Below are 16,731 nucleotides of genomic sequence, written 5' to 3'. Positions count from 1 at the left end.
TCCATTTATTTCTATTGAAATTTTGAACTTCCTACAATTACCACCCTTCATCCATCAATCAAATAGGTGACTTTTTTACTTTTAGCTCTCCACTTCCTACTTCCAACAATTCATTATGCCAAAAATCCGTCTTAACTTGCAGGCATGTTAGCATTAGGAAAATGGAATACCTTAAAAGTAGTCAGGGAATCACCACAAGGAATGTATCTCAGCGATGGGGAAGAAGATGTATTATTGCCCAATAAATATATCCCACAAAACACCAAAATAGAGAATGAGATTGATGTTTTTATCTATAAAGATTCAGCTCAGCGCCCGATAGCCACCACTTTAAAACCTTTAGCTGAACTTCATCAAGCCAGATTATTTGAAGTTATGCAAATCACCGAAGTTGGGGCATTTGTTGATTGGGGATTGGAAAAAGAGCTTTTAATTCCATTTTCAGAACAAACAGATGAATTGGAAGTTGGGGATTTAATAGTGGCTTATGTTACCTTAGACCCAAAAACAGAAAGAATTGTAGCTTCCATGCATATTGAATCTTTTTTGGAAACGGGTTCAGGAGATTTGAAAGAAGGACAGGAAGTAGATTTGTTGATTTATAGAATTACAGATTTAGGTTATGAGGTAGTCATCAATCAGCAATACAAAGGATTGGTGTATGAAAATACGGTTTTCGATCCGCTAGACATTGGAATGGAAGGCAAGGGAAAGATAAAATCCATCAGAGCAGATGGTAAAATGGATGTGCAATGGAAAATTGAAAAGGAAGAGAAGCAAAAGGAAATTTTAGAGCTGTTGAGAGACCATAATGGTTTTATGCCTTACCATGATAAATCCAAACCAGATGAAATTTATGATGTGTTTGGACTCAGTAAAAAGGAATTCAAAAGGCAAATCGGACATTTATATAAAGAAAAGAAAATCCAGATTAAGGAAGATGGGATTTATTTGGTTTAATCTTTCTAAATTTTAACACTACCCCCGTGTTGGGTGTTTTCACCCAACACTTTAAATCAGCAACCATGAGCACCAAATTATATCAAAACTGGAAAGAAAACAGCAAAAATTATGTTGCTCAAAATAAGGCCTATTACCAGCATTTGCGCAAGAAGAAAAAGTTGGATGATGAATTTCATGAACTAGACGCTAAGGTATTCGAGCAAATGGATTGTCTGGATTGTGCAAATTGTTGCAAAACCACCAGTCCAATTTTTCAACAATCTGATATAGAAAGAGTTTCCAAAGCCCTAAAGATGAAAGTGCCTGAATTTATTGAAACCTATCTACACATAGATGAAGACCAAGATTACGTTTTAAATTCAGCTCCTTGTCCGTTTTTAAGCTACGATAATAAATGCATTGTCTATAAAAACCGACCCACAGCCTGCAGAGAATATCCACATACCAATCGTAAAAGAATGCATCAGATATTGAAGAAAACTTTTAAGAATGCTGAGGTTTGTCCTGCGGTGTATGATATTTTGGAGAGGATGAAAGACCGAGAAGTTAGAAGTTAGAAGCTCGAAGTGGGAAGTTTCGGTCTGACGCTTCTTACAAATAAAGCATTGAAATTTTAACTGGGCTTGGAAAAGTGAAATTCTTTCTGGCTACTAAGCGTCTGACCGATAACCAAAGCAGTGTGCAAGTACAGGTTAACGGTTGGAACAGTCAAACCGCAGTCCAGAATTAAGGAATTCTAGCTACTCGATACTAGTTACTTGATACTCCCGCAAGGATAGTTTATATTCGCACCAATACTTCAATTTTATGGCAAAATCAGCAGAACAAATACTGGCAGATCTCAAGAACGGCAATTATGCACCCGTTTATTTCCTCCATGGAGAGGAGCCTTATTTTATAGATTTAATCAGTAATTTCATTGAAAAAAATGGGTTGGATGAAAGCGAGAAAGGTTTTAACCAGCAAATCCTTTATGGAAAAGATGTTCGACTTGACCAGGTAGTTTCTGCTTCACGATCATTTCCCATGATGGGACAAAGACAAGTGATCATTGTCAAAGAAGCGCAGAATCTGGGAGAATTCACACAAAGCGACTTTGATTTTTCAATGTTTGAGAATTATTTGAAAAGTCCTCAGCCATCTACAGTCTTGGTCTTTTGCTTTAAGCACAAAAAGCTAGATAAGCGAAAGAAAATAGTTAAAACCCTAGAGCAATTCTCAGTTTTACTGGAATCTAATAAGATTTATGAAAATAAAGTGCCTGACTGGATTCAAAATTATGTAAAATCAAAAGGACATACTATCAATAGACAGGCTTTATTACTGCTTACTGAATACATCGGGAATAATCTGGAAAGGCTTTCCAATGAAATTGATAAAGTATTAGTGAATTTCTCCGACCCCGTTGAAATCAATGAAGGCTTAATTCAGGAGTATGTAGGCATTAATAAGGATTTTAATATTTTCGAATTACAAAGCGCTATTATTAAAGGTGATGCATTAAGGGCAAATAGGATTATTAACTATTTTGCGTCAGACCCTAAAAACCATCCTGCAGTGGTTAATATTGCTTTTCTCCATGCATTTTTCGCTAAAGTATTGCTAATCCATCACTCACCAGATAAAAGTGAAAGAGGTGTGGCTTCAGCTGCGGGTGTGAATCCATTTTTCGCTAAAGATTATTTGGCAGCAAGCAGAAGATTTAATATAAATAAAACGATACAGAATCTGGCGCATATTTTTCAAGCTGATTTAATGTTTAAAGGCGTGACTGCTAATATTGGTGAAGCACAGCTGATGAAAGAATTGGTATATAAATTGATGCATTGAAGAAATAATTGATGGAATATTCAGTTATTTAGTTGAAATGGCGTTATATGATTATTTAGTAGATATTGATTTTTTATATTAAGTATTTACAGTTTCAGTTTTAAAAGAGTTACCATGAATCTTGTTAGATAGAAAAGAAAAGTTAAGAAGTTTTAAAGATTAAATAGAAGGGACACCCCCCTTCGCCCCCCTCAAGGGGGGAGTCGAATGGAATATCATTTGCTTTTTAATTTCACTATTTTTCCTGAAGATTGATAAAAAATGTGACAAAACTTATTGTTTTCTGCTTAATTAAATCTGTGAGACTGTCCCCTTGAGGGGACTACAGGGGTGTTGTTTGATCGATGAAATTAAAGCATTAAAGGATAATTAAATGATTATGAGCTTATTAAAAGTGTAAATGAATGTAATTAGATAGTAAATACATAGTTTTTATATCTTAATTTAAAAAATAACTTATCACCATAAGAATGAATAAAAAGATTCTAATTCTAGGACTCATTATCTTGTTTCCCTTTTCCTTATTAAGCCAATATGCTTTTGTGAATACTCAAGCGGATGAGATTTATCAAGATGGAGTGGAATATTTTGAGCAAAAGCAATATACCGCTGCGCAAAACAAATTTGAGGAATATCAAAATCATAAAAATAAAGAGCGATTAAAAGCAGAGAATGCGGAATATTATAATTCGCTTATATCCATTTATTTGTACCATTCTGATGGTGAAAAAAGAGTTAAATCATTTGTTGAATCCAATCCAACTCACCCAAAAGCTTCTGAAGCTTATTTTGAACTTGGGAATTTCTATTTCCGTGAGAAAAATTATGCAAAATCAATTCAATATTACACTAAAACCGATTCAGATAAACTGCGAGGAGAGGATAAAACACATTATCAGTTTAAATTAGCCTATGCTTATTTCAGCAGAAGGGCATTTGATGAAGCACTGCCTTATTTCAACAGATTAAAGAGACGTGATAATCAATATCAATCAGCAGCAAATTACTATGCAGGTTATATCTATTTCGAGCAAAAGGATTTTGATGAAGCACTAATTGATTTAGAACGAGCAGCTGAAAATGATACCTATAAGCTTTCTACAGCCAATATGATGGCTAATATTTACTACCAAAGAGGTCAATATCAAAAGTTGATTGATTATGCCGAGGATTTGTTACCTCGCTTAAGTAGGCTAGAGGCTCAGAATGTCAAATTGCTAATTGCAGATGCCTATTTTGAACAGAATAAATTTGAAGAAGCCAATAAGTATTTTGAAGAATACAGAAGTGAGAACAAAAGTAAGCTAGATAGGGAGTTGCTTTACAGAATGGGTTATGTTGCCTATCAAATGAAGGATTATGAAGAGGCTATTAAGCTTTTTGAAGAAGTTGGAATTGCTAAAGACTCGCTTTCACAATACAATGCTTATTATTTAGGAGGTTTATATTTGAGGCAAGAAAATTACAGATATGCTTCTAATGCTTACGAGCAAGCAAAACTTTTGAATTTTAATGAGCATATTGCTGAAGAAAGTCATTTTCAATTAGCTAAGCTAAATTTAAAAGAAGGAAATACTTCAAGTGCCGTTTCAGAGCTTTCCTCCTTTATAGAAAAATACCCAAGCAGCAGCTATTTAACGCAAGCCAATGAATTGCTAAGTGAAGCTTTTTTAAATTCTAATGCCTATGAACAAGCCATTAAGTTCTTGGAATCCATTGATAACAAATCAATAAAATTAAAGGAAGCCTATCAGAAAGTTACTTTCTATCAAGGTGCTGAATACTTTAATCAAGCAAATTATTACCGCGCCATGCAGCTATTCCAAAAATCAGTGGACTATCCGCAAAACAAATCATTGCTTGGTGAGACTTACTTTTGGATGGGAGAATCATTTTCTACAGGTAAAAAGTTTAAAGATGCGATCTCATCTTATGAAAAGTCCTTGAGAAACAGTAATAGTTCGAATAGCTGGTATGCAAATCTGAATTATGGATTAGCTCATGCTTATTATAATGACAAGCAATTCGAAAAATCATTACAATATTTTAAAGATTATTTGAAAAATGGAAAATCAGCAACCTATTATGAAGATGCTGTAATCCGATTGGCAGATTGCTATTATGTGACCAAGAATTATAGCTTAGCCATCAATTATTATCAAAAAGCCATAGATGAAAGGAATTCAAATAGTGATTATTCCTATTTCCAAAAAGGGGTTGTCAATAGTATTAATGGCGAAAATAAACTAGCCAATCAGAGCTTTGACAAGGTAATTAAGGATTACTCCAATTCAAAATATTATGACAATGCGATATTCCAGAAAGCTCAGCTAGCTTTTGAATCTGGTCAATATGAAATTGCAATTAATGGTTTTTCCAATCTGTTGAAAAACTTGTCGCAAAGTCCACTAAGACCTTATGCTTATTCTAAAAGGGCTTTGGCATATTTCAACTTGCAGCAATATAAAAATGCAGAAGAGGATTACACTTTGATTTTGCAGAATTACTTGACTCATTCCACAGCAAATGGAGCTTTAGCTGGATTGCAGGAGTTGTATTCCATAATGGATAAGGAAGGCGATTTAGATCAATATTTGACAGCGTATAAGAATGCAAATCCCAATGATGGAGAAGTCACTAAGATTGAATTTGATGCAGCCCAATCGCTTTATTTCAATCAGAAATATGATAGAGCGATTGCTTCTTTCAAAGCTTATATCGATAATTATCCTGATCATTCCTTAACAGCGGATGCCAGATATTATTTGGCAGATTCTTACTATAGAAATGACCAGCCAAATGAGGCTTTAGAATTGTTTTATCAAGTAGTAGAAGAAAACAACACTTCTTTCAATAAGCGTTCAATTCAAAAAATTGCGGAAATCGAATTGAATAGAGAGGAATTTGACAAAGCACGTTTGTATTTCACCAAACTATTAGATCAGGCTGAGAATAAAAAAGATAAGTACAATGCTTATACGGGCTTAATGGAAATTGCCAAGGCAAAATCAGATTACAGTAAAATGATCATGTATGCTGATTTGATCTTGGAAGAAGCTGCTGTAAATGCCAATGCCATTAATGAAGCCTATTTAAATAAAGGGATGGCAAACTACAATCAGGGAAAATATGATGAAGCAAAAGTAAGTTTTCAAAATGCGGTGGATGCAGCTAAAGATGAATATGCAGCAGAATCACAGTATATGATTGCGCTAATGAAATATAATTCAAAAAAGTATCAAGAATCCATCAATACATTATTTGAGTTGAATAAGAATTTTGGTTCTTATGCCGAATGGTTGGGTAAATCATTTCTTTTGATTGCAGATAATTATTACGCATTAGATGAGATTTTCCAAGCAAAAGCTACCTTAAATTCTATTATTGAAAATGCTGATTCTAAAGTACTTAAAGATGAGGCTCAATTGAAACTTGATTTAATTGAAGAGGAGCAAGGAGATGCTGAAATTGAGCAAGACAGTACCGAAAATGCGGTTGAAAAGGAAGAAGTAATTGAAAATGACTCTACAAAAAATTAATATGCTAAGATATATTTTAATCATCATTTTTTTCCTGCCAATTGCTGTTTTAGGGCAGGATAATTGGGATCAGGAGGGAGATTTAGAAGATTCTCAAGTCATTATTGAGAAAGATCGTAAAATCGATTTGCCGCAAGTCAATAGGGATTTTAAAAAAGTGCCTGAAATAAAAGTAAATCAGTCTGATTTTGATGTGAGTTTTAATTCAAGACAGTTTATTCCGAATCTCAATAGTTTGGCTCCTAGAATCAGAGTACTCACAGTTCAAGATGAGAAACTGGAAAAGCTCTATTCCAATCAGGTGAAAATAGGGGTAGGGAATTATGGAGCTTCTTATTTAGAAGGAAATTTTGCCAGCAAAAGAAGCAAGGATAAGAGCTATGGACTTAATGTTTTTCATCAAAGCTTTGCCAATGGTGCAGTAGACAAGAGAAATTCTGGTTCAGGATATCAAAGGGTAAATCCTTATGGTAAAATGATTTTTCAGAAAGCGGTTTTAAATGCGGAAGCTTTTTATGAGAGACATAATAATTACCTCTATGGATATGATACTGCTATGCATTCAGAAGTTGATAGGGATTCTTTGCAGCGAACATTTCATACAATTGGGGCTTCTATTTCATTAAAAGACCAAAACGAAACCAGCCGTTATCATTATAATATTAATACCGATATCTATCAATTATTCACCAATATCAATAATTCTGAATTTTCATTTGATTATAATATCCAAAACAAATTTGATTTGAATGATGATTTTACTCTTTATTTAAATTCTGATGGCTTTATCAGCAGTTTGAAATTTGATATATTGGATTCCGCACAAAACAGAAATCTGCTCAGGTTTAAATCAGGGGTAAAGTTCACTAGAGAAAAGCTAAGAATCGGTTTGGGGCTTAATATGGTTCATGAGAATGATACGCTTGAGGGAATGGGTAAATTCCATATTTACCCAGATTTAAATATTGTTTATTCACCATTTGATAGATTAAGTGTTTTTGGTGGTTTAAAAGGGGATGTTAGAGCCAATCGGTATAGAGACTTTCTAATGGAGAATCCTTATTTAGATAATACAGTAAATGTTTATAATACATTAATGCCTTTTCAATTTTATGGAGGTGCTGCTGGGTCAATAAGCAATTTTCTAGGATATGAAGTAGGATTCAGTATTGCTTCAGTACGTCATAATTTTGGTTATGAAGCTGTTTACAATGAATTACAGGGTGAAATTAGGTACAGACCTAAATACTTCGACCAAAATAATACTGAAGCCAATGTATATGCTTCTATTTCCACTAATATTGATAAGCTTAATTTTAATCTAAGAGGAGATTATTTTTATTATAATGTTGGAGAAACTCAATTGATGCCATTTCGCCCAAACTACCAATTAAAATTTGATGGTGATTACTGGATAGCGAATAAATTAAAGGTTGGATTAAATGCTCATTTGCAGGGAAGAATGAATAACGCAAATACTATTGAACAAGAAAATGCAAATTATTCCTTTAATGTAGATGAATCTATTCCGCCCATCTATGATTTGGGAATAAAATTGGGTTATCAGTTGAGCAATAGGAGTCAGGTTTTCTTACATGCTAATAACCTGATAGCCAATAAATACGAGTACTATTTGGGGTACCCTAACCGTGGTTTTCAGATTTTAGGAGGGTTCACATATTCATTTTAATGTTTTTAATATCAATATTTGACATTATATTTGATTCTTGTAATTAAATCTACTTATAATTGAGTATTGATTTTATTGAAAAATAATAGTTTATTGATAAAGTATTATAATTTTTTAATACTTTTAAGCTAGAGTAAACCTTAAATTACCAGAATATGGCCAAAAAGGACAAAAAAGACGAAGAGTATAATGACGAAAACTTACATAATAAGCCTGAACAGGATGATGAAGATTTCGGTCTTCCTGATTTAGATGATGATGATACTTCGGAATCTTCCGATAATTTTGATTCAGACGATGATACTTCATCTACCACAGATGATTCTGAAATAGAAACTTCATTTGATACATCTGAAACTTCAAGTTCTTTAGATGATGATGATGATTTTGTTTACGACCCTAATCCTTTTGGAGACGATGAAGAGGATGAAGAGGAAATAGAAGAACAACCAGTTTCAACTTATACTCCACCTAAAAAACAATCTGCAGCACCTATTATTATCACATTATCTATAATAGTGATTCTAGCTTGTGCATTGGTATATTATTTCTTTTTGAGAGAGCCTGAAAAAGAAGAACCAGTAGTTCAAGAGCCAGTTAAGGATACCACTTCATATGTAGTGGAAAAACCAGTAGAGCCTGAGCCTGAAGTGATTGAGCCTGAAGAGCCTTCAGTTGGAGTTGTGAATACACTAAACTCAAGAACAGGTCGTTCATATGTTGTTGTGGGCAGTTTCTTTGATGAAGATTTAGCACAAGACTATGCCAATAAGCTAATCAAAGACGGTACTAATGCTTATATTATTCCGCCTTTTGGTAAAAGTAAATTCAATAGAGTAGCTATTGAAGAAACTCAAAGCTTTGCAGAAGCTAGTACTAGAGCTACAGAATTATCTGGACAATATAAAGAACAACCTTGGCCATTGAAATATTGATATTATAAAATATGACACTATTACAAGTTACCACTGTTGCAGATTCTGCAATGGTAAACGCTTCGGACAGTAGCGTTAATTTGTTCGACTTACTTTTAAAAGGGGGATATGTTATGATTCCCCTTTTGTTATTATCAGCTGCCGCAATTGCTATTTTTGTGGAGCGGGTTTTAACAATTAAGAAATCTTCCAAAACACCTGCTGGATTATTAAACCAAGTAAAATCCTTGGTTACTGAGGGAAAAATAGACCAGGCTAAAATGATGTGCTCTCAAAATGAAACACCTATTGCCAAAATGTTGGAAAAAGGTGTTTCAAGAATTGGAAGTCCATTAAAGAATATTGAGGTTTCTATTGAGAATGTGGGTAAAGTTGAAATTTACCGCTTAGAAAAGAATTTATCTTTATTGGCCACTATTTCTGGTGCGGCACCTATGATAGGTTTCTTAGGAACTGTTACAGGGATGATTCAAGCTTTTATTGCGATCGCACAGGAAGAAGGCTCTGTAAGCCCAAAATTACTTTCTGAGGGGATTTATGAAGCCATGATTACTACCGCTGTTGGTTTGTCGGTGGGTATTATTGCTTATCTAGGCTATAATTATTTGGTTACGCAAGTTCAAAAGGTGATTCACAAAATGGAATATACCTCAGTTGAGTTTATTGATTTACTTCAAGAATCTAAATAAGACACTATGTCAATGAAATCCAGACATCAGGTTGACCCGGCTTTCAGTATGTCATCCATGACAGACATCATATTTCTGTTGTTGATATTCTTTATGCTAACCTCATCTTTTATTACCCCGTCAGGATTGCCTGTTAACCTACCTTCAAGCAAGTCTACGAATATCGTAATGCAAAAAGTAAGTGTTACGATAACAAAAGACATGCTTTATTTCGTTAATGATAAAAGAGTGGCGGCTTCTGACATAGAAACTGCAATTAAAAGAGAATTAAGGAATGCAGACGAAGGTGTAGTTGTTCTACATATAGATAAAAGTGTTCCAACAGAACATTTAGTAAGAGTTGCAGGTATAGCTTCGTCTTTAAAAGCAAAAGTTTCGATTGCAGCACAACCAAATGAGTGATTATGCACATAGGGAAAAGAAAAATCGGATAATTGGAATATCCGTATCAGTCGGGCTTCATATTTTGCTGCTCCTGTTATTCCTGTGGGTTACCGCCTGGAAAGAACCCTTTCCACCAAATCCAGAATATGGAATTGAATTGAATATTGGAATGGACAATAGCGGTGCAGGTAATGAGCCCGTGGCAGGAGAAGAAACGGAAGAAGTAGAAGAAACTCCTGTTGAAGAGGTTGAGGAAGTGGTAGAAGAAGAAATTGAGGAGCCTACTGAGGCTGAGACAGATGAAATAGTAGAAGATATAGCTGAAGTTTCAGAAGATGCAGTGGATGAAGTAGTGACTGATGAAGAATCTCCTATTAAAGTTGATGAAACTCCTAAAAAGACTGCAAAAGAAACTTCTGAAAAAGAAGAAGAACAAGAAAAGAAAGAAAAACCTAAAGCAGACCCTAACGCCCTTTTTCCTGGAAAAAGTGATTCACAAGGAGAAAACAATGATGATAATGGTGACCAAGGTGATCCTGAAGGAGAAGTAGATGCAGATGCTATGATGGGGCCTCAAGGCGGAGGAAGTGGCAGTCAATTGGATATGTCAGGCTGGAAATGGGATTCACCACCTAGACCAAATGATACTTCTCAACAAAGTGGTAAAATTGTATTTGAAATTAGGGTGGATAGTAATGGTGAGGTAATCAGTGTTAGGACTCAGACAACAACAGTTTCAGCAGATATAGTCAAAATTTATCAAGAGGAAGTAGCTAAATTATCTTTTAGCCGTGAACCTCAGTAGGAAAAACAGCTCCTCAATCTAAAGGAACTATTACATTTTTAATACGCTCGAATTAAATCTTAGAATTCATAATATCATATGACATATCAAGAAGCGGAAGCTTTTTTATTTGAACAACTGCCCATGTTTCAAAGGGTAGGAGGTTCAGCTTACAAGAAAGATTTACTTAATACTTTCGCTTTATTGGAAGTGTTAGATAATCCTCATAAAAAAGGAAAATATATCCATGTTGCGGGCACAAATGGGAAAGGAAGCACTGCTTCTTTCTTGGCTTCTGTTTTAAAGGAATCAGGCTACAAAACTGGACTTTATACATCACCTCATCTCAAAAGTTTTACCGAAAGAATGAGGATAAATGGAGTTCCTATATCCGAAGAAGAAGTAATTCAATATGTAGAGAAATTTAAGCCTATAATTAAGGAATTAAAACCCTCATTTTTTGAACTGACCACTGCTATGGCTTTTGATTATTTTGCAAAAGAAGAAGTCGATATAGCAGTGATTGAAGTAGGCATGGGAGGCAGACTTGATTGCACTAATGTGATTCAACCTGAAGTCTCCATTATCACACAAATCGGCTTGGATCATCAGCAGTTTTTAGGGGATACACTTGAAGAAATCTCTAAAGAGAAAGCGGGGATAATAAAAGAAAATACTCCTATTGTTTGTTCAATAATAGAAAATGAACTTAAGTTAATTATTAAAGAGGTTTCAAATTCCAAAAAAGCTCCATTTTTTGATAGCAAAGAAAGGTATAAGATTTCTATTAAAGAAGAATCAATTCCACATTGGAAAATGGTTGCTGAAAATCTTCAAACTTCAGATAAATATGAATTTGAATCTGGTCTTTCTGCAAGTTATCAAATTCAAAATTTGGCTGGTGTTTTTACAGCTTTAGATATTTTGAAAGATAAGGGTTACTCTATCTCGGATGGAAATATTAAAGAGGGTTTAAAGAATGTAATTGAAAATTCTGGCATTAAAGGTAGATGGCAGCGGATTTCGAATGATAAATCTGAAGTGAAAATCATAGCAGATACAGGGCACAATATTCCTGCTTTTGAACATCTTGTGAAGATGTTAGAAAATGAAAAGTTTGATCAATTACATTTCGTTTTTGCGACTGTTAATGATAAAAAATTAGATGGTGTTTTAGAATTGCTGCCTAAAAATGCCAAATATTATTTCACTCAAGCCAATATTCCACGTGCCTTGGATGCAAATGAATTAAGAGATACCGCTAGTCAGTATGATTTAAAGGGTAACTCGTATCCTACTGTAGCCGAAGCTTTTGAAAATGCACAAAAAAATGCCTCTGATAAGGACTTAATTTTTGTAGGAGGTTCTACCTTTGCAGTAGCTGAAATTCCCAATTTGTAAAATGAGTAGACAAAAGTTAAAAAGGTTTGAGGATTTACGAAACCGCCATAATGTAATTGAATATGATGATGATAGGTATCCAAATATTAAATCAAACTGGGGAAAATATATATTCCAAAATGAAAACCCGATCAATTTAGAATTAGCTTGCGGAAGAGGAGAATATTCTATCGGATTGGCAAAGGAATTTCCTAATGAGAACTTTATAGGAATCGACATAAAAGGCGAGCGATTATGGCAAGGCAGCACAAAAGCTTTAGATGAGGGCTTGGGAAATGTAGCTTTTGCCCGTAATTTCATTTTAGATTTAGAGCAAATGTTTGCGGAAGGGGAAGTAAATGATATATGGATTATTCATCCTGATCCAAGACCTAGAGATCGTGATGAAAAAAGAAGACTTACTTTTCATCGATTTCTAGACATATATAAAAGAATTCAAGGTGGAACTGGAAGGATATTTTTCAAAACAGATAATACTGATTTATTTTATTGGACTTTAAATGAAGTTATACCATCACGAGATGATATAAAAGATTTGCATTTTACAGATGATTTGCATAATTCTGTATATTTAAAGGAGCATTATGGAATATCCACACGTTATGAAAGAAAATTCTCTAAAGTAGGGGAAACCATAAAATATTTAAGATTTGAATGGAAAGCTTAAAAGATAAATTACAAAGCCCTGCATTTTTAATGTATGTGCTTTATTTTTTGACAGCCCTGGCATTAGTTCTTTTTTTAGAAAAAGGCACTTTTCTGCTTTGGTTAAACGAAAGACATAATCCATTTGGCGATGTGTTTTTTAGTTATGTGACCTTGCTTGGGGAAGCCCATATTTTTATAATTGCAGGCATAATTCTCTTACTTTACAGAATTTATTATGCTATCCTACTTACTTTGACAGGAATTATTCATTACATAATCGTACAATTTTTAAAAATTATAGTCTTTGATGCTCATAGACCTTCAATCAAATTTGAAGAGTCTTTATCATCTTTCAATTTAGTGGAAGGGATAGATTTACATTCTCATTATAGTATGCCAAGCGGACATACCGCTTCAGCTTTTGCGCTTGCCACTATTTTGATTCTACTGACCAAGAATAAATTATTACAGGTTATTTATATGCTATTAGCCATTTTAGTTGCAATTTCTAGGGTTTATTTATTCCAGCATTTCATGATAGATACTGTGGTAGGAGCTACCATCGGACTATTAGTTTCAGGGTCAATTTGGTGGTATTTGTCCTTTAAAAACCAATCTTTGCTTTATAATAAAAATCCGTTGCACAGGGGCTTAATTTTCAATAGATGATTATAAATGGAGTTGAAATAGAAGCAGGAGAAAAAAAAGTGGTGGATGTTAATATTGCCCGTCTTCCTTCTCATACTACAATAGATGTTTCAATTACTATAGCAAGATCCACCGAACCAGGGCCGGTTTTATTATTAATGGGTGGGTTGCATGGTGATGAAATTAATGGTTCGGAGATTGTGAGACGGATGATTGAAAAAAATGATCATATCCCTAAAATTGGAACTGTAATATGCATTCCTATCATCAATGTATATGGTTTTATTTATTTCTCTCGATATGTCCCCGATGGCAAAGATGTAAATAGATCATTTCCGGGCAATAAAAATGGATCTTTAGCTTCTCGGATGGCAAATTTCCTAACGAAAGAAATTTTACCCATAATCGACTACGGCATAGATTTTCATACAGGTGGGGCAGATAGAACTAATTATCCTCAAGTTCGATGTATGATGAAAGACGAGAAGAATGTGGAGTTAGCAGAAGCTTTTCATGCACCTTTCACCTTAGACTCAAAATTTAGACCTAATTCATTACGGCAAACGGCTAATAAATTTGGGAAGAATATATTGGTTTATGAAGGTGGCGAGTCTTCTCGATTTGATGAGTTTGCCATTCGAGAGGGAATAAAAGGAGCAAGAAGATTAATGCATCATTTAGGGATGCGTGAATATGCCGAAAAAGCGGAATATGAAAACTTGGTTATTAAAAACTCTTCATGGGTGAGGGCTAGAAGATCAGGCGTTTTTCTTTCAGCAGTAAAATCTGGTGAGAAAATAAAGAAAAATCAACTTTTGGGCCACATTAATGATCCATTTGGAGGTTTTAAGAATAAAGTCACTTCTACAGTAAATGGATACGTTATAGGCCTTAATCATAATCCGATTGTCCATGAAGGGGATGCTTTGATGCATTTAGGCGTAATCAAATAATATGTATAGGAGATTAATCAAACCATTTTTTGATAGGCTTATGGCTTTAGTTGCTTTGATTATTGCTAGTCCTATATTTCTAATAGTCAGTTTTTTATTGGCAATTTTCCAAAATGGGAAAGTCTTTTTTACCCAAAAACGCCCGGGTTTAAATGAGGAAATATTCTTACTTATAAAATTCAAGACCATGCGTGATGATATGGATGAAAATGGAGAATTATTGCCTGATGACCAACGGTTGACTTGGATTGGTAAGGTAGTAAGGAAAAGCAGTTTGGATGAAATTCCTCAATTGCTAAATATCATAAAAGGAGATATGTCATTTATTGGCCCAAGACCGTTATTGGTTGAATACTTACCGCTTTACAGCGAGGAGCAACTAAAAAGACATTTAGTGACACCAGGTATTACAGGTTGGGCGCAAATTAACGGAAGAAATACAATAAGCTGGCAAAAGAAATTTGAACATGATATTTGGTATGTTCAAAATCAATCATTCTTGCTCGATATGAAAATCATTTTCATGACCATTTATAAGGTATTTAAAGCAGAGGGGATAAGTGCAGAAGGAAGTGCAACTATCGAAAAATTCAAAGGGAATAAAGAATAAGAAACTTGCTGTTTTACCCCAATATTAATAATTTACGAGATTTTCATATCCAATATTAAGTTTATTTTACCCTCAAGTTATTTTCATTTTAACATCCATTTTTAAGTATAGATTCAATTTAAAATAGTGCTTTCTTAGTTATATATTTAATGAGTAACTTAGAAATGCAACAAAGCAGAACGGCTGTAATAGCTGATGACGATAAAGAAACATTACGGGATTTAGTAAAAATACTTGAATCTGAGAATTTCAATGTTGCTTTGGCATTAGATACTCAGCATGCAATTCAATTGATCAATAGACATCAACCTCTCCTCATAATTTCTGAAATAGCTAATCAAAATTATGATGGAATAAGTCTCTTTAAGTATCTAAAAAATGAAGTTTCTGTAAAAGAACTAGATCCAAAGATTATAGCTCTAACTTCAAATAGGGAAGAAAAAAATGAAATTTTAAGCTATGAATCTGGAATTGATTTTTTCTTAAGGAAACCGCTAAGAAAAAATGCTTTTAAAAAACGATTGTCCAAGTTTTTTGGGGCGGAAGAAAGTATCTTTCATCTGAAACCATTGGATGAATATGAGATAAAAGATTTGTACTTTGATATAAAGAAACACCTACTTTTTAAGTTGCCTTCAAAGGAATTATTGCAAATACAATCTAAATCATTTGAAATATTATTATTCCTTGCCCGATTCCCTAACCAAGTCTTTTCCCGAGAGCAAATTATGCAGGCTATTTGGGGTGATTCTTTAAAAGTGACATTACGTTCAGTTGATATCCATATTTTAAAAATTAGACAATTACTTGGAGATAGCTACATCAAAACAATTAAAGGCGTAGGTTATCTTTTTAAGGATAAAAAATAAGTTTTGCACTTTCATTTTGTAACCAATCAATTTTGAATCAGTTGATTTAGTATAAACAAAATTAAATTATGCAAAATATAGAATATAAAACAGCACTTATAACAGGTGGAAGTAAAGGTATTGGATATGGTATAGCTGAAGCACTTTTGGCTAAGGGGGTTAATGTTGCCATCACTAGTAGAAGTCAAGAGTCAGCAGATAAAGCAGCTGAATCCTTAGCGAAAAATGCTAAAGGAGAAGTTTTGGGACTTCAAGCTGATGTTCGTTCTTTTGAAAACCAGCAAACTTGTGTGAATGCCGTTTTAGATAAATGGGGAAAATTAGATATTGTTATTGCTAATGCAGGTTTAGGTCATTTTGCTCCAATAGATGAAATGGAAATCGATAAATGGAATGAAGTGATTGACACTAATTTAACTGGCGTGTTTTATACGATTAAATCAAGTGTGGAAGCCTTGAAAAAGAATGGTGGCTATTTCTTTACCATTTCGAGCTTAGCCGGTACAAATTTCTTCCCATCAGGGTCTGCTTATAATGCTAGCAAATTTGGCTTAACTGGCTTTACGCAATCTGTTATGTTGGATTTAAGACAACATGGAATTAATGTTTCTACCATAATGCCAGGCTCTGTGGCTACATATTTCAACGATCATGAACCAAATGAAAATGATTATTGGAAGATTCAAAAAGAAGACTTAGGAAAAATGGTAGTGGATTTATTGGAGATGAATCCAAGAACATTACCGAGCAAAATCGAGGTAAGACCAAGTAGGCCTCCTAAGAAGTAA

The 16,731-nt window shown here is 34.0% G+C and carries 16 protein-coding genes; all 16 read left to right on the top strand.

Translation table 11 applies throughout. The features are described from left to right. Positions 1 to 144: 144 nt before the first annotated feature. Positions 145 to 960, top strand: coding sequence for a S1 RNA-binding domain-containing protein (locus ABWH96_RS12170; RefSeq protein WP_375577805.1), 816 nt, complete (start codon positions 145 to 147; stop codon positions 958 to 960). Positions 961 to 1,025: 65 nt separating this feature from the next. Then, complete coding sequence (locus ABWH96_RS12165; protein ID WP_375577804.1) at positions 1,026 to 1,520, top strand: YkgJ family cysteine cluster protein; 495 nt, start codon at positions 1,026 to 1,028, stop codon at positions 1,518 to 1,520. A 250-nt stretch (positions 1,521 to 1,770) separates the two neighbouring features. Continuing rightward, a complete protein-coding gene (gene holA, locus ABWH96_RS12160) occupies positions 1,771 to 2,793 on the top strand; it encodes a DNA polymerase III subunit delta (protein WP_375577803.1) in 1,023 nt (340 codons plus the stop codon). Between the two features lie 470 nt (positions 2,794 to 3,263). Beyond that, entirely contained in the window at positions 3,264 to 6,332 is a 3,069-nt protein-coding gene (locus tag ABWH96_RS12155; RefSeq protein WP_375577802.1) for a tetratricopeptide repeat protein, read from the top strand. A gap of 1 nt (position 6,333) precedes the next feature. Beyond that, a complete protein-coding gene (locus ABWH96_RS12150) occupies positions 6,334 to 8,022 on the top strand; it encodes a hypothetical protein (protein ID WP_375577801.1) in 1,689 nt (562 codons plus the stop codon). A 155-nt stretch (positions 8,023 to 8,177) separates the two neighbouring features. Next, positions 8,178 to 8,957, top strand: a complete 780-nt coding sequence (locus ABWH96_RS12145; protein WP_375577800.1) for an SPOR domain-containing protein — start codon at positions 8,178 to 8,180, stop codon at positions 8,955 to 8,957. 11 nt (positions 8,958 to 8,968) lie between these two features. Next, positions 8,969 to 9,646, top strand: coding sequence for a MotA/TolQ/ExbB proton channel family protein (locus tag ABWH96_RS12140; protein ID WP_375577799.1), 678 nt, complete (start codon positions 8,969 to 8,971; stop codon positions 9,644 to 9,646). A 6-nt stretch (positions 9,647 to 9,652) separates the two neighbouring features. Further along, a complete protein-coding gene (locus ABWH96_RS12135; protein WP_375577798.1) occupies positions 9,653 to 10,048 on the top strand; it encodes an ExbD/TolR family protein in 396 nt (131 codons plus the stop codon). After that, positions 10,041 to 10,835, top strand: a complete 795-nt coding sequence (locus tag ABWH96_RS12130; protein WP_375577797.1) for a hypothetical protein — start codon at positions 10,041 to 10,043, stop codon at positions 10,833 to 10,835. The genes ABWH96_RS12135 and ABWH96_RS12130 overlap by 8 nt, the downstream gene beginning before the upstream one ends. Positions 10,836 to 10,913: 78 nt before the next feature. Then, positions 10,914 to 12,215, top strand: coding sequence for a bifunctional folylpolyglutamate synthase/dihydrofolate synthase (locus ABWH96_RS12125; RefSeq protein ID WP_375577796.1), 1,302 nt, complete (start codon positions 10,914 to 10,916; stop codon positions 12,213 to 12,215). Position 12,216: 1 nt separating this feature from the next. Further along, the gene (gene trmB, locus ABWH96_RS12120) at positions 12,217 to 12,882 is read left to right on the top strand and encodes a tRNA (guanosine(46)-N7)-methyltransferase TrmB (RefSeq protein ID WP_375577795.1); all 666 of its coding nucleotides are present in this window, start codon (positions 12,217 to 12,219) and stop codon (positions 12,880 to 12,882) included. Next, a complete protein-coding gene (locus ABWH96_RS12115) occupies positions 12,870 to 13,532 on the top strand; it encodes a phosphatase PAP2 family protein (RefSeq protein WP_375577794.1) in 663 nt (220 codons plus the stop codon). The genes trmB and ABWH96_RS12115 overlap by 13 nt, the downstream gene beginning before the upstream one ends. Further along, on the top strand, positions 13,529 to 14,464 hold the full coding sequence (locus ABWH96_RS12110; protein WP_375577793.1) for a succinylglutamate desuccinylase/aspartoacylase family protein: 936 nt from the start codon (positions 13,529 to 13,531) through the stop codon (positions 14,462 to 14,464). The genes ABWH96_RS12115 and ABWH96_RS12110 overlap by 4 nt, the downstream gene beginning before the upstream one ends. 1 nt (position 14,465) lies before the next feature. Then, on the top strand, positions 14,466 to 15,074 hold the full coding sequence (locus tag ABWH96_RS12105; RefSeq protein ID WP_375577792.1) for a sugar transferase: 609 nt from the start codon (positions 14,466 to 14,468) through the stop codon (positions 15,072 to 15,074). A gap of 149 nt (positions 15,075 to 15,223) precedes the next feature. After that, positions 15,224 to 15,943 (top strand): response regulator transcription factor, encoded by a 720-nt coding sequence (locus tag ABWH96_RS12100; RefSeq protein WP_375577791.1) that lies wholly within the window; start codon positions 15,224 to 15,226, stop codon positions 15,941 to 15,943. Positions 15,944 to 16,011: 68 nt separating this feature from the next. Then, positions 16,012 to 16,731 (top strand): SDR family oxidoreductase, encoded by a 720-nt coding sequence (locus tag ABWH96_RS12095; protein ID WP_375577790.1) that lies wholly within the window; start codon positions 16,012 to 16,014, stop codon positions 16,729 to 16,731.

The organism is Marivirga tractuosa, assembly GCF_042140215.1.
GTDB lineage: Bacteria > Bacteroidota > Bacteroidia > Cytophagales > Cyclobacteriaceae > Marivirga > Marivirga tractuosa_A.
The sequence above is the reverse complement of the archived record's forward strand: the minus strand, read 5'-3'. Positions and strand labels throughout refer to the sequence as shown.